Consider the following 14,761-nt stretch of genomic DNA (forward strand, 5'->3'; position numbering starts at 1 on the left):
GTACTTACGAGTACAAAAGTCCTTATCCTTTAGTAGCCAGGCAACCTTGCAATGGGCATTAGAAACTTACTCTATTTAGACGTCGAGCACTTTTTCTCTTTGCTCGGGCATTAAAGACCGTGGCTATGACAATTTTATACTTTCTTACCTTTCGAAAAAACAAACAGACCTAAAAGGTCTGTTTGCTTAGATAAAGATTATTGAAATCCTATGAATCTTTTATCCTTCTAATAATAACGAGTGTGGATCTTCCAACAATTCCTTTACTGTCGCCAGGAAGCTAACTGCCTCTTTTCCGTCCACAATTCGATGATCGTATGAAAGTGCAATATACATCATGGGGCGGTTTTCCATTCGTTCTCGATCGATCGCTATTGGTCTTGTTTGGATTTTATGCATACCGAGAATCCCCACTTGAGGGCTATTCAAGATCGGTGTTGACATTAACGAACCGAAAACCCCGCCGTTCGTAATCGTAAATGTTCCGCCTTGCAAATCATTAAGAGTAAGGGCATTATCACGAGCTTTTTTACCAAGATTACTGATATCTTGTTCGATTTCCGCAAAGTTTTTCTGGTTCGCACCGCGTACAACCGGTACGACCAACCCCTCAGGTGCTGCAACAGCAATCCCGATGTCATAAAACTTCTTAATAATCAATTCATCACCTTGAATTTCGGCATTTAATAAAGGGAATTGCTTTAAAGCTGAAACTACGGCTTTTGTAAAGAACGACATGAACCCAAGACGAACACCATGTTTTTCATAAAAGGCATCTTTTCGTTGATTACGTAGGTCCATAATAGCCGACATATCGACTTCGTTAAATGTGGTCAACATCGCCGCTGTGTGTTGAACTTCTACTAAGCGCTTAGCGATAGTTTGACGACGGCGGGACATTTTCACTCGTTCCACTGGTTTGTCAAACTCTTCATCTATTTGTTGTACAGCCGGTTTTGGGCTTGGTTTTTCCACTTTTGTTTCTTCTTTTACCACAGGAGGTGCCGGTGTATGTGCTTTTACATCTTCAGGTCTAATTCTGCCAAGTGGATCACGGCTGCTTACTTGGGATAAATCGATTCCCATTTCTCTTGCCAATTTTCTTGCCGCTGGTGAAGCGATTGGACTTGCTGCTTTTGGAAGTTCAGGCTCGGGTTGTATACTCTGTTGATTAGAGGTTTCTACCTCTGCCGTTTTTTCCGGTGTAGAGGTTGGAGCAGATGGAGTTGCTCCTGCACTAGTATTCTCTTCGATAATAGCAATTACATCGCCTACCTCGACAATATCGCCAGGTTCTTTTAAAACCTTTGTGACTATACCTGAGTATTCGGCATTTAATTCAATATTCACTTTGTCCGTTTCTAGCTCAACAAGACTATCTCCTTTAGTTACTTTATCACCAATATGAATGAGCCATTGTGCAATCGTTCCTTCTGTAATGGATTCTGCCAGTTCTGGTACTTTGATTTCAATCATGTGTCGTATCCTCCTAGATATGATGTTAAATCTCCGATTAAGTTAGTCTATTCAACTCTAGTATTTTGCGGGTGATGATGGATTGTTAGTAACTTACTCTCGTGCTTGTTTCTTTGCTATCTACTAGACTCTTGTAATTCAAAGCCTTTTGGATAATACGTTCTTGTTCCTGCTTATGAACGGTTGGATCGCCGCCTGCTGTACTTGAACGCTCCTGACGTCCAATGTAACCAACTGTCATGCTGCTGGAAGCAAGTTCAAAAAGTGTAGTGGCGATATAATGCCACACGCCCATATTTTTCGGTTCTTCCTGTACCCACACGATTTCCTTCAGGTTCGGGTAACGCTTAATGATCGTTTCTACTTTTTCTATTGGAAATGGATACAATTGTTCGATTCGAACAATGTGTATCTCTTCTAAGCTTTGATTTTCTTTCCTTGAGTCGATTTCCACTGCCAAATCAATCGCCATCTTACCGGTTGTTAACACTAAACGCTTTACCTTATCAATCTCTTTTCCAAGCTTCGGCTGTTCCACTACTGTTTGGAAATGGCCTTCGCTTAGATCAGTCCCAGGAGAAGCGACTAACGGGTGACGAAGCAAACTTTTAGGCGTCATAATCACCAATGGCCGAACAAACTCTGTTCCTAAGATAGATGCTTGACGACGTAAAATATGAAAATATTGCGCCGCACTGGTCAGATTGGCAACCGTCCAGTTATTTTCAGCTGCTAACTGTAAAAAACGTTCAGGTCGGGCACTGGAATGCTCCGGACCTTGACCTTCATAACCGTGAGGCAGCAGGAGGACAACCCCTGATTTTTGCCCCCATTTTGCTCTTGCGGATGAAACAAATTGATCATAGAGCGGCTGTGCTGTGTTGGCAAAGTCGCCATATTGCGCTTCCCACATGACAAGGGTTTCAGGAGCAAATACATTATATCCATATTCAAAACCTACAACAGCCGCTTCCGAAAGAGGGCTATTATGAACCGCAAACGATGCTCGTGCTTGCGGAAGATGATGCAATGGTGAATAGGTTTCGTTTGTTTCCGAGTCGTGTAGCACAATGTGACGCTGTGCAAACGTTCCACGCTCAGAATCTTGGCCAGTGAGACGAATCGGCGTACCATCTTTTAACATCGAAGCAAATGCCAGCACTTCTGCTACCGCCCATTCTACTTTTCCGTTCTCTTCTAGTGCGTTTTGACGTCGCTCCAGGATCCGCTTTAATTTTGGATAAACATGAAAACCTTCCGGCCATTTTAGCAAACCATGGTTTAATTCACTAAGCGTATCAAGTGGCACGCTTGTTTCTAGCGGTGGAATTCCTTTGGAGATCACTCTCGGGACCTCTATTTCTGTAGGGGGTTCACTCTGCTTCTGCTCTTCCACTTTTTCATACTCAGCCTGCAACATTTCTTGTACGCTGCGATTGATTTGCTCTACTTCTTCTTGGTTGAGAATGCCTTTATTTTGCAACTGATTAGAATACAATGCTCTTACAGTTGGATGATTTACAATTTTTCTGTATACCTGTGGCTGGGTGACCGCTGGATCGTCCATTTCATTGTGGCCAAATCGACGGTATCCAACTAGATCAATCAAAAAGTCCTTTTGGAACCGATTACGGTATTGATAGGCAAGACGAACTGCTGCCAAACAGGCTTCTGGATCATCCGCATTTACATGTACAATCGGAATCTCAAATCCTTTTGCTAAGTCACTTGAATATCTCGTCGAACGAGAATCGTGGCTATCTGTCGTAAAGCCGACCATGTTGTTGGCAATGATATGAAGGGTTCCACCTGTTCGATATCCTTTTAACCCACTTAAATTTAAGGTTTCCGCTACAATTCCCTGGCCCGGAAAGGCTGCATCGCCATGAACTAAAATCGCAAACGCCCTCTTTACATCCTGCTTAGGGTAACCGGCATTCTTTCGTTCTTCTTGGGCGGCTCTTGCAAAACCTTCGACGACAGGATCGACAAATTCAAGATGACTCGGATTATTAGCTAAGGTAATACGTGCGCGAATCTTACCGGGACCTTCCATGAATCGATTGCGACCTAAATGGTATTTCACGTCCCCTGTCCAGCCCTCACTAATGTCAACTAAATCTTCTGACGGTCCCTGTTGTTTAGCAGCCGAATGCTGAAATTCAGAGAACATCTTGCTGTAGGGTTTGTTCAATACATGTGCAAGGACACTTAAACGACCGCGATGCGCCATTCCAATCACGACATTACGTGCTCCATCCTCAACACCTTCGTGTACCGCTTCATTCAGCATGGGAACAAGCATGTCAACACCTTCAATGGAAAATCTCTTTTGACCAACGAAGGTTTTATGCAAAAATTGTTCGAATCCTTCAACCTCAGTTAAAGACTGTAACAAGTTCGATTGTTCTTCTTTAGATAAGGAGCGATGCAAGGAACCGGTCTCCACCATTTGAGTGAGCCATATTCGTTCATCCATCTGTTGCACATGATTAAATTCATAGGCTAGTGTGGAGGTATAAACACTCTTTAAATGGTTCATAGCATCCCATGCGGTTTGAATGTCTTCCGGTGCCTCCTCCCAAACAAGCTTAGATGGTATCGCTTTCAAATCTTGAATGCTTACCTTATATTTTTCTGAATTAAACAACTCTTGATTTTGTAGATTCGCCTCTAATGGGTTCAGGTTCGCCGCTAAATGACCATTGGAACGTATTTCATCAAGGAGCTTTACCACTTTTAGTACTTTTTGTATATTTACGGAATTATTAGGTTCGATAGATTCTATATTGAGGGTTTCTTCGGTATCTCTTAACTCAAAAGACAAAGGTGAGCCCCATTTAATAAATAGTTCTTTTAATTTTGGATCAATGGAGTCTTCTCCGTTTGTGTATCGTTCATATTGTTCGATTACATAGCCAAGGTTTGGACCATTGAATTTTCTCCACGGATTTTGTTGGTTCTGTTGTACTTCCATTCACAATTCCCCCATTGTTGTCTTACTTTATATGTCTCGTTTCGAATTATTTAGTGAAGTTATTATTAATTGCTTATAGTTAAGGATAATGTAATAATTGAAATAAATAAAATGCTAAATTATTATATTAATCTATAAAAAATATTTATATCAGATAGTTAGGTGGAACAATGGATTACCGTGACTGGGAAATACTAAAGATACTTTATCAACAAAAAAATCTAACAAAAACAGCCCGCCTATTATTTCTTACTCAACCTGCATTAACGACTCGATTAAAGCATATGCAGGAAGAACTAGGTGTAAAAATCGTAACCCGTGAAAGCAGGGGAGTGCATTTTACCCCGCAAGGAGAATATCTTGTCCATTGTGCTGAAGAGGCTCTTGCTCATTATGAAAAGATAAAAGAAAATGTCCAAAATATGAGTAATAATGAAAGTGATGAAGTGGTAGGAACGTTGAAATTGGGGGTATCTAATTTCTTTGCGAATTATGAACTTCCCTATGTTTTGAAACTATTTAAAAAGCAATATCCTCATGTGGAATTCAAAGTGACAACGGGATGGAGCAGAGACGTAACTCAACTTATACACAATAAGGATGTTCATATCAGTTTTGTCCGTGGAGATTATGGCTGGCGGGGTTTATCGAAACATCAATTATTTGAAGAAACTATCTGCATTGCTTCTAAACATACGTTTGATATGACTGACCTCCCTCGGCTGCCTAGAATCGAATATAAAGGGGATTATTTATTAAAATCAGTCATCGATCATTGGTGGGCTGAAAATTTTGCGCAAGCACCCTTTATCAGTATAGAAGTGGACCAAGTAGATCCTTGTAAGGAAATGGTTATAAATGGTTTAGGCTATGGCATATTGTCCAGCAGGGTACTTACCGGAATAGAAGACTTGTTCAAAATCCACTTAACAGATCAAGAAGGAAATCCAATTTTGCGAAGAACGTGGATGTATTATCATGAAGAATCGCTGGAATGGAATGTGGTGAAGGCGTTCGTTCATTTTATCGAGAATTTTGATTGGAAAGATAATTGAATAGAACTGAGATTGATCGGGTAAAGTAGACTACTTCTACTTTACCCATTTCTCTTACAAAGCTGCTTTATATCTTCTTTAGTTATCAGTTTCTAAGCCCTTAAAATTAAAAATAAAAATAGACTGAACCGACAGTAAAGGATCAGCCTTTTAGAAAAATACTTAATAGGTTATTCTTCATCTAATTTTGTTAGTCTATTACTGGCTGAACTGAACAACAAGCTGATGAAGTGGCCATAGATTCCACATCAGCTTTTTTATAGAAGAATTCCCATTCGTTTCCGTCTGGGTCTGTCACCCAAAATTTATCTTGAGTGGCATAACAACAGGTAAAATCCATCTCTTCCCTTGCAAAAAATCCTAATCTTTCTAAACGTTCTTTGTGTTTCATGACTTCTTCTTGATTTTCCACTTGAAAACCAAAGTGTCCAACTTGATTTCCTAAGACTTCGTCTTTTAAATTTAAGGTGAAATTGAGTCCTGGATCTTCAAGTAAGAACTTTGCATAGTCTGGCTTTGCTTTCACTGGCTCTGCATTAAACACTTTAGTATAAAATTCAATCGAACTATTTAAATCCGTTACGTTTATTCCAACATGCATTTTCATCAGAAGCCCTCCATGCGATTCTTTTATTCTAATTTGTCATTTTAGCAGCAAGAAGATTGTTGTTCATCGGTTGTTCCACAGCAAGATGAGCTCCTCAGAAGTTCCGAAACAAGATTCCTCTTGAGTGTCCTCCACCTCTTTAATTTCTACACCACAACAGTCTGAAGACTTAGAAGCTTTACCAGTTAACTTTTTAATAAAATTCATTTTACCCATCTCCTTAGTGTTTATTAACTAAATCAAACAATTTTGATTTATACTTAATAAATCAACTTTTTTTGATTTATACTCTTAGTATATTAGCTATTATTTCCAATTACAACCCCTTAATCAATTTTTTTTGATAAATTTGTTGACACAAGAAAATAATGGATATAATATAATGACATCAAGAATATTTGATTTAAGGAGTAGGTGAGAAAAAAATGGCAGAAGAATTTCAATTACAAGACATATCATTGGAAAGAGTATTTGAAGAATATGAGTTAAAATTTAAAGCAATTGCTGATAAAAAGAGACTGCAAATCATGAATATCTTAACTCAAAAAGGCGCGATGTGCGTGTGCGATCTCGCTCCATTGATTGACATGGCTCAATCAAAATTGTCTTATCATTTAAAGATTTTATTAGATGCCAACATTATAACCAAAGAAACACGAGGAACATGGAGCTACTACGAACTAAACCAAGAAGAACTCAATAATTTGTTATCCCATGAACTTTGTTGTCTATTTAAACCAACCAGTTGCTAATTTTTTTAATTTATTCATCAATTTTTTTTGATTAATATATCGATATAATTTGATTTATAGGAGGGACTCACATGTTTAATGAGTATACAGAATTTCAACTGATGAAATTACGCCAAGAAGTAATAGAAAGAAATGCAAGAGATGCATGGAAGAATTATGTTGATATGGTCGGGGAGAACAATGCTAAAGAAGGAACCTTTCAAGCAAAACCATCGGTTAACCAATGCTGCCTGTGTGCTTGTAGTTAAAAGATAGGATTTGTTCGGATAAAATATCAAATTTATTTGATTAATAATTTATTTTAGGAGGAATTCATTATGTATCATTACAATTACGGAGTATTAGTTCAGGAAAAACAAATAGAAACGGAGAAGAAATCAATGGAAGCTTGGAAGTTTGTTGGCATTAAACATGAATCCTTTTTTCAAAGGATTGCTAGTAAATTATTTACCAAAAATAACAAAACAGAACAAACCACTAAAAACTATTGTGTTTGCAGCGAATGCTAGGGGGAATTGATTATGTGGTTAGACACGCTTAAAAGTTTTCTCTCTATTGCACTTGAGTTAACGGTCCTGTTTATTGTTATATCATTTTTCATTAGTCTTCTTCAGGGATATATCCCTTACGAGAAGATTGAAAAGAAGTTAGCTGGAAAAAACAAACTGATCGCCGCCTTTGCTGCCATTGTCTTTGCGTTTATAACACCCTTTTGTTCCTGTTCCACAATTCCAGTGGTTGTAAATATGTTAAAAAAGAAAATGCCATTTGGGATCGTAATGATTTTTCTATTTGCCTCCCCTGTCCTTGACCCTACGATTTTAACTATAATGGGTGTGGCTCTTGGATGGAAAGTAACTGCTATCTACACACTTTTAACCACAGTCTTTTCAATCATTATTGGCTTTACTCTTGAGAAATTAGGGTTCGAAAAGTCTGTAAAAAATGTGGTAATGACCGGTTATCAAGAACAACATCAAAAATTTAATGTTAAATTGGCTTTAGTGGAAACCCTTAATTTAATGAAAAGTGTTTACCCCTATTTATTAATCGGTGCCGCAATCGGAGCTGTGATCCACGGGTTAGTTCCAACAGAATGGATCTCAAGTGTCTTTGGCCGAGACCATTGGTGGCTGATTCCTATCGCAGCCATTTTAGGGGTACCTTTATATATTCGTCTTTCCAGTATGATTCCAATTTCACAAATGCTAATTGCTAAAGGAATGGCGTTAGGACCAGTGATGGCCATGATCATCAGTTCAGCAGGTGCTAGTCTGCCTGAAGTGATTCTATTAAAATCAATTTTTAAAAAACAGCTAGTGGTCACGTTCGTTTTATCAGTGGTTGTCATGTCCACTATTTCAGGTTTTATTTTCTACCTAATCTAAATATGCTCTATAAAAAAGGATGTCAAAACTTCTGTCATTTGCAGTGCTGATTTGAGCGCCAATTTTATTGACCTTTATAAGCTGGTCGATAAAAAGCTGCCGATTCCCGCATCTTATGATCAAGAGAGTCCGCACTTATTGGTTGGGGATCAGGCTAAGCACCTGAGCTAATAAATAGACGGAAAAATTCCGCTTATTTAGCAATTATCATAAAAAAATGTTTAAATAGACGGAGAAATTCCGCCTATTGACTCGAAAAGTGTAAAAATGGGGAAGGTTTTCTTTGCATAAGCGGAAAATCTCCGCTTATTTCCCCCAAAACGAGCTCCATTCTAAATTTAACCGGAAAATCTCCGCTTATTTTACTTTTGCAGGTTACTCAATTAAGGACAGTAGTGAGTATGGCTCTAAAATCCAAGAGAACTTCATTTAGATGCACGTTTCACAAATAAGTTATGTTTTATTATACCAATAACAATGCCAAAACGACTGTCATTTCGGCACGTATTTTAAGAAAAGCACTTTAAAACTGAACCCTTTAAAAAAAGAGGAGCTAGCTTTTAATGACTAGCTCCCTTTTTATTATTCTCCTAATTAACAAACACTCTCATTTCCTAACAGAACAATAGCATTGGCCTCTTGGCTGAAATCAAGTTTCAGGTCACCTGTATAGGGCTCAATCTCAGGTTCGATAGCTACTGCAATTTCATTTATGGTTACGATTGTATCATTTTTTTCCGGCTCATCCAGAGCCAGTCCTACTTGTGGCCCGCCTCAGCCAAAGCCTGCAAAATAGACACGGATGTTATTTGCATCGTGATCTTCGAACAGTTGCTTCAATATATCACGAGCTTGATCTGTGATAATCATATTTTCCTCACCTTTCAAAAAATTCACTTTCTTATTTTACTAGTTTTCTTTTATTTTGAAATACTAATAATGCGACTACTCGCCAGTTTCAGCAAAACGCTTAATTCGGTCACCAATTTCATCACGGACGCGTTGGAAGAATGCCCATTTTTCTTCCTCTGTTCCTTCTGCTTTAGCAGGGTCATCAAAGCCCCAGTGAACACGTTTAACATGTGGTGGTGTGACAGGGCAGTGGTCTGCAGCATGTCCGCATAATGTAACAACTAAGTCTGCATTATTTAAAATAGTAGGATCAATTACATCAGATGTTTGGTTAGAGATGTCAATGTCAGCTTCTTTCATTGCTTTTACTGCGTTAGGGTTTAATCCGTGTGCTTCTAGGCCAGCACTTTTGACTTCCCACTCATCACTCAAATGTTTCTTAGCCAAGCCTTCAGCCATTTGGCTGCGGCAAGAATTTCCTGTACATAAGAAGTAAATTGTTTTTTTGTTTTCCAAGTTGTTTTCCACCTTTATTATTAGTTTTAGGCTGCATTTTCTTTGAAATATTTTCGCTTAAACCATAAAGCCACGTTGACTAACGCAATCATGACTGGTACTTCTACTAGAGGTCCAATAACTGCTGCAAAGGCAGCACCCGAATGGATTCCAAATACACCTACAGCAACAGCTATTGCTAATTCAAAGTTATTACTTCCCGCAGTAAATGCAAGGGTTGTTGTTACAGGATAGTTTGCTCCAATTTTCTTCCCCATAAAAAAGGAAACAAAGAACATGATTACAAAGTAAATTAATAACGGAATAGCGATACGGACAACATCTAATGGCAAGCTAACAATCGCGTCCCCTTTTAATGAGAACATAAGGATGATTGTAAATAGCAATGCAATCAAAGTAATAGGACTAATTTTTGGAATAAATACCGTCTCGTACCACTGTCTGCCTTTTGCTTTTACCATTGTAAAGCGTGTAATCATTCCAGCGATAAATGGAATTCCTAAATAAATGAATACTGATTTCGCTACTTCAAGCATTGTAATGTTGACAACCGCCCCTTGGATTCCAATCCATTCTGGGATAATAGTCACAAACACATAGGCATACACGGAGAAGAACAGCATTTGGAAAATTGAATTGAATGCGACTAATCCAGCTGCATACTCGGTATCACCTTTTGCTAGGTCATTCCAAACAATAACCATGGCAATACAACGGGCTAAACCAATCATGATAAGGCCAACCATGTACTCTGGTTTATCAGGAAGAAAGATAATAGCTAATAAAAACATAAGGATTGGCCCAATGATCCAGTTTTGTACTAGGGACAAAGCGAGGACTTTAACATCTTTAAAAACTCGCCCAATTTCCTCATAACGAACTTTTGCTAACGGAGGGTACATCATTAAAATTAAGCCAATGGCAAGTGGAATGGATGTAGTTCCTACCTGTAAACTGTTCATGCTGTCTACAAAGCCAGGAAGAACAAACCCTAATCCTATCCCTATGGCCATAGCTAGAAAAATCCATAGTGTTAGGTAACGGTCCAGAAAAGATAGACGTTTTTTCTCCAAATTATTCATTTTTTCACTCCCTAATAATCACAATTAACACCCACATCGAAGCGTAGGATTGCTTTTTTCAATTTGTTTAATTTTTTCTGTCTGCTCTGGTATATGTTCTAAAATGTCTTCAATAAGTCCATATAGCTCACTTTGCTGGTTCAAGGAATAATAAATCCACTGCCCTCTTCGTTCTTCCTTAACCATGCCTGCATCCTTTAATTTACGAAGATGCTGACTGATGGATGGCTGGCTCATATCAAATACTTCTAGGAATTCACAGACGCAGCACTCCCGATGTTTTAAGATAGCAATGATAGATAAACGTGTTTTATCACCTAATAATTTCAAGACGTTCGCCGCAGGATCCAAATCAACCTTTGATTTCAGCATTAATAACCCCTCCTCGAAAATATAAGTAAATAATAATTTACTTATATAAAAGTCAAATATAGTCTTTAAATTATCTGTTAGACTATAGTAACTTATAAATTTTTATTTAGAAATCAACATATAACTATTTGCTTATATATTAAAACAACTCACAAATGAATTCAAGAATCTTAATGTAAAGTTCTCGTAAATAAAAAAGAATGATGTTTGGTTACAATATTTTCTCCATCGCCATGACATCAACAAATATTCCATCTAGGATTCCTTGGTTTTTAAATACCCCTACTTCCCTAAAACCCATCTTGGTATATAATCCTTTCCCTAACTGATTAAATGGAAATGTAAATAAAACTATTTTATGAAAGCCATTTTCTTTCGCAAGGAATTCCAGTTCAGCTATAAGCTTTTTGCCAATTCCTTTTCCTCTATTTTCTCTTGAAATATAAACAGAAAGATCGGCAACCCCATTATAAGCGCATCGGTTGTTGTATTGGTTTAGAGAAGCCCAGCCAACAATTTGCTCATCATTTTCTGCAACAATCACTCTATATCGACCCTGGTGCTTATCAAACCACTCCTTCATATAGGAGACATCTTTTGTTTCCGTTTCAAGCGTGGCAATTCTATCTTCGATGCCTTGATTGTAAATAAATTGTATAGACGGAAGGTCCAACTCATCAGCTACTCGTATAACTACATCTGCCATCATTCACATCTCCTTTAATAATTAAAATCACAATTATATTTACTTATAAACTAGTACAATGAAAAATTTATTTCAATCATTATAGGTAACTTTCTTATAAAAGTCACGTCTAACAATATGGATGTTAGAATTTTCAGAATTAAATTTAATGAAAATAGAAAAAGGGGGATTTTAATGAAATTGATATTAGTCATTTTAACGTTTGTGGTTTTTCTTATCTTTCTTAGTTGGACTATTGTTGCTTCAATGAAAAAAACAGGTAAGGCTAAAGTTCAAATGATTGGTACTGGTGTCTTTCTTCTCTTAACCTTAGGGGCACTTTTCTCTTATCAAAATGACTCAACTAAAGAAGTAAAACCACCTAAAGTGGTTAAAACAGTTGCCAAACCTGTGACTGAAGAAAAGCCCAAAGCCGAAGAACAAAACAAAGCAAATGAACAAAAGCCTACAGAGGAGCAGCCCAAAACAGAGCCTGTTGATAAACGAGTAGACATTGTCCATGGACCAGCAAGTAAAGTGAAAGGCCCTGCAGATCCAAAATATGTAATGGATGTCACTTATGACTCTATTAAACATGAAATAACAGGAAAAATGACTGTCGATTTTATAAATAATTTAGATGTAGATTTAAAGAACATATATTTTAACGTATGGGCAAATGCAAACACTTATTTAGCGGTAACTAAAAAAGAGTCCAATGTAACCGTTGATCAATTAACGGTAAATGGGCAGCCTGCAACTTATTCCCTTGACGGAACCGCTCTACATATACCTGAGGTGAGTATTAAAAGGAAAGAAAAAGGAAAAGTGGAAATGAATTTTACAGTGACAGTACCAGAAGCACTGGACCGCTTTGGCTGGAATAAAACCACCACCTCATTAGGGAACTGGTTTCCTATTCTTGCCGTTTATGATAATGAGGGGTGGAACGCAGACCCTTATTTCAACGGCGGAGAATCTTTTTATTCATTAACAGGACAATTTGATGTAACCTTGACTACTGAAAAAGAGCAGATCATTGCTACTACAGGAACCGAGGTTGTGGCTCCGAAGATTAACGGGGCATTAGCTACTCATCAATATAAGGCTGAAAATGTCCGGGATTTTGCAATGGAAATGGATCCTACCTATAAAATTAAACAAACGAAGGTCGGAAATGTAAATGTGAATGTTTATTATAAAGATGAACATGCGGAATATGTAGATTTAATGGAATACGGTAGTAAGAGTCTTCAATTATTCAGTGAAAAGTTTGGAGCTTATCCATGGCCGGAACTGGATATTTGTGCAATGGAAGGCTGGTTTGGTGGGATGGAGTATCCTCAGCTTGTCATGATATCCATTCCATCCGATGGGAAAGCAGCTAGAATTGATTCTACTACGGCACATGAGATTGGTCATCAATGGTTTTATGGAATTATCGGGAATAATGAATTTGATGAGCCATGGTTAGATGAATCCTTTGCTAGTTATGCTGCAGCTTTATTCGACAAGACTTTAGATACTAATCCACCTGTGGATGAAACTAGATTAGCAGACGGTCACCTCACTCATTCCATTGATAATTTTTTTGAAAATGGTACAGAAAGTAAAAGAAACTATTATTACACGATATATGCGTACGGAGCCCAAACGGTGGATGACCTTCGAAAGGAGCTAGGTGACGACCAATTCTATGCTTCCATGCAAGCCTATTTCAAAGCAATGAAGTTTGGTGTTTCTACTACGGCTGATTTTATTCGAATTATGCAGGAAACAAGTAAAAAGGATTTAACTAAGTTTTTCGAAACCCATCGAATTTTCCCTACAGACCAAGAGGTTGTGGAGGTTAGCTCTTAACTACAAACAAGGAAAAAGGTCATTGAGTTGAAAATTCTCAATGACCTTTTAATATTTTATTATATTAACTCGTTATTGATTAGCTTTAACAGATCATTAATATCATAAGGATTATACTTTTTAACAATCTCAGAAAAATGAGATACCCTTCTTAAAGTATCAATACTTTCAATAGGGTGAGAACCAGATGCACTTTCTGCTGAAAGCATTACAGCATTCGTTCCATCTAACACAGCTTGAAAGATATCGGTTACCTCTGCTCTAGTGGGAACAGCATGTTCAGTCATGGATTGCAGCATTTGGGTTGCAGTAACTACATACTTCCCTATTTTGTTACATTCATCTAAAATTGCTTTTTGTATAAGAGGAATCCATTGGAATGGCAATTCGACTCCTAAGTCACCTCTTGCAATCATTATTGCATCTGATCTTTCACATATTTCTTTAAAGTTTTGTAGAGCTTCAAGTGTTTCAATCTTTGCCATTATTTTAGGAGGAATCGGTGTAATCTGTTTGACAAATTCGCGAATATTATCAATGTGAGTAGATTTCCTTATAAAAGAACACGCAATTATGTCTACTTGATTTTTAATAAGAAACTCTATATCTTGCTTGTCCTTTTCTGTAATGGCCGGCAATGAGAGTGCAGTGCCGGGAACATTAACTCCTTTTCTAGATGAAATCGTACCACCTACTTCTACTATTGATTTAATAGAATCTACACAGATCTCAGATACCGTTAATTCAACTTCACCATCATTGATTAGAATTTTACTCCCTATTTTAACGTCATAAATTAATCCCTTGTAGTCAATACTCCCTACTTCATTATTACCAACAACCTCATCTGTTGTTAATATAAATTGGTCTCCTTCTTGAAGATGGATGCTGTCATCAGAAAACTTACCTAACCTTATTTTAGGACCTTGAAGATCACCTAGAATTTTTATTTCCGTGCCTTTTTCTTCACTAATGGAACGTACAAGTTGGATTACCTCATTGTGGCCTTCGTGATTTCCATGAGAAAGATTTAAACGGACTATTGTCATGCCATGATCGATGAGTTCAGAAATGATCTCTCGACTATTACTAGCTGGCCCAATAGTACATATACGATCTATCATATTCACCCTCCTTTT

15 protein-coding genes are annotated in these 14,761 nt (G+C 37.6%); 6 read left to right on the top strand and 9 right to left on the bottom strand.

Translation table 11 applies throughout. The features are described from left to right. Positions 1–219: 219 nt before the first annotated feature. On the bottom strand, positions 220–1,476 hold the full coding sequence (odhB, locus tag AA0X95_RS22595; RefSeq protein WP_413301817.1) for a 2-oxoglutarate dehydrogenase complex dihydrolipoyllysine-residue succinyltransferase: 1,257 nt from the start codon (positions 1,474–1,476) through the stop codon (positions 220–222). Between the two features lie 85 nt (positions 1,477–1,561). Then, entirely contained in the window at positions 1,562–4,453 is a 2,892-nt protein-coding gene (locus tag AA0X95_RS22600; RefSeq protein WP_413301820.1) for a 2-oxoglutarate dehydrogenase E1 component, read from the bottom strand. 170 nt (positions 4,454–4,623) lie between these two features. Between AA0X95_RS22600 and AA0X95_RS22605 the strand changes: the two genes are divergently transcribed. Further along, entirely contained in the window at positions 4,624–5,508 is an 885-nt protein-coding gene (locus AA0X95_RS22605) for a LysR family transcriptional regulator (RefSeq protein ID WP_413301823.1), read from the top strand. A 190-nt stretch (positions 5,509–5,698) separates the two neighbouring features. Here the strand turns inward: AA0X95_RS22605 and AA0X95_RS22610 are convergent, their stop codons facing one another. Further along, positions 5,699–6,118 carry an ArsI/CadI family heavy metal resistance metalloenzyme gene (locus AA0X95_RS22610; RefSeq protein WP_413310173.1) on the bottom strand — a complete coding sequence of 140 codons (420 nt, stop codon included), beginning with the start codon at positions 6,116–6,118 and terminating at the stop codon, positions 5,699–5,701. Between the two features lie 60 nt (positions 6,119–6,178). Then, positions 6,179–6,322 (bottom strand): hypothetical protein, encoded by a 144-nt coding sequence (locus AA0X95_RS22615; RefSeq protein ID WP_413301826.1) that lies wholly within the window; start codon positions 6,320–6,322, stop codon positions 6,179–6,181. 218 nt (positions 6,323–6,540) lie between these two features. On the opposite strand from AA0X95_RS22615, the gene AA0X95_RS22620 reads away from it, so the two are divergent. From AA0X95_RS22620 to AA0X95_RS22635, 4 genes are all read left to right on the top strand, one after another. Then, entirely contained in the window at positions 6,541–6,867 is a 327-nt protein-coding gene (locus AA0X95_RS22620; protein ID WP_413301829.1) for an ArsR/SmtB family transcription factor, read from the top strand. A 71-nt stretch (positions 6,868–6,938) separates the two neighbouring features. Then, positions 6,939–7,115, top strand: coding sequence for a hypothetical protein (locus AA0X95_RS22625; protein WP_413301832.1), 177 nt, complete (start codon positions 6,939–6,941; stop codon positions 7,113–7,115). A 69-nt stretch (positions 7,116–7,184) separates the two neighbouring features. Then, positions 7,185–7,376 (top strand): hypothetical protein, encoded by a 192-nt coding sequence (locus AA0X95_RS22630; protein ID WP_413301835.1) that lies wholly within the window; start codon positions 7,185–7,187, stop codon positions 7,374–7,376. A gap of 12 nt (positions 7,377–7,388) precedes the next feature. Next, positions 7,389–8,255: a permease gene (locus tag AA0X95_RS22635; RefSeq protein WP_413301837.1), complete on the top strand. Its 867-nt coding sequence runs from the start codon at positions 7,389–7,391 to the stop codon at positions 8,253–8,255. A gap of 945 nt (positions 8,256–9,200) precedes the next feature. Here AA0X95_RS22635 and arsC read toward each other — a convergent pair. The 4 genes from arsC to AA0X95_RS22655 all read right to left on the bottom strand — a co-directional run bounded on the left by arsC (position 9,201) and on the right by AA0X95_RS22655 (position 11,783). Next, positions 9,201–9,623, bottom strand: coding sequence for an arsenate reductase (thioredoxin) (gene arsC, locus AA0X95_RS22640; RefSeq protein WP_413301840.1), 423 nt, complete (start codon positions 9,621–9,623; stop codon positions 9,201–9,203). 26 nt (positions 9,624–9,649) lie between these two features. Next, positions 9,650–10,705, bottom strand: coding sequence for an ACR3 family arsenite efflux transporter (gene arsB, locus AA0X95_RS22645; RefSeq protein WP_413301843.1), 1,056 nt, complete (start codon positions 10,703–10,705; stop codon positions 9,650–9,652). Between the two features lie 24 nt (positions 10,706–10,729). Continuing rightward, positions 10,730–11,077, bottom strand: a complete 348-nt coding sequence (locus tag AA0X95_RS22650) for an ArsR/SmtB family transcription factor (protein ID WP_413301846.1) — start codon at positions 11,075–11,077, stop codon at positions 10,730–10,732. Between the two features lie 211 nt (positions 11,078–11,288). Next, positions 11,289–11,783 carry an arsinothricin resistance N-acetyltransferase ArsN1 family A gene (locus AA0X95_RS22655; protein ID WP_413310176.1) on the bottom strand — a complete coding sequence of 165 codons (495 nt, stop codon included), beginning with the start codon at positions 11,781–11,783 and terminating at the stop codon, positions 11,289–11,291. Positions 11,784–11,957: 174 nt separating this feature from the next. Here AA0X95_RS22655 and AA0X95_RS22660 point away from each other — a divergent pair, with 174 nt between their 5' ends. After that, the gene (locus AA0X95_RS22660) at positions 11,958–13,622 is read left to right on the top strand and encodes a M1 family aminopeptidase (RefSeq protein WP_413301849.1); all 1,665 of its coding nucleotides are present in this window, start codon (positions 11,958–11,960) and stop codon (positions 13,620–13,622) included. Positions 13,623–13,681: 59 nt separating this feature from the next. On the opposite strand, the gene pyk is transcribed toward AA0X95_RS22660, so the two are convergent. After that, complete coding sequence (pyk, locus tag AA0X95_RS22665) at positions 13,682–14,746, bottom strand: pyruvate kinase (protein WP_413301852.1); 1,065 nt, start codon at positions 14,744–14,746, stop codon at positions 13,682–13,684. Positions 14,747–14,761 lie beyond the last annotated feature (15 nt).

The organism is Neobacillus phoenicis (genome assembly GCF_047302305.1).
In the GTDB taxonomy this organism is placed as follows: Bacteria; Bacillota; Bacilli; order Bacillales; family Cytobacillaceae; genus Neobacillus.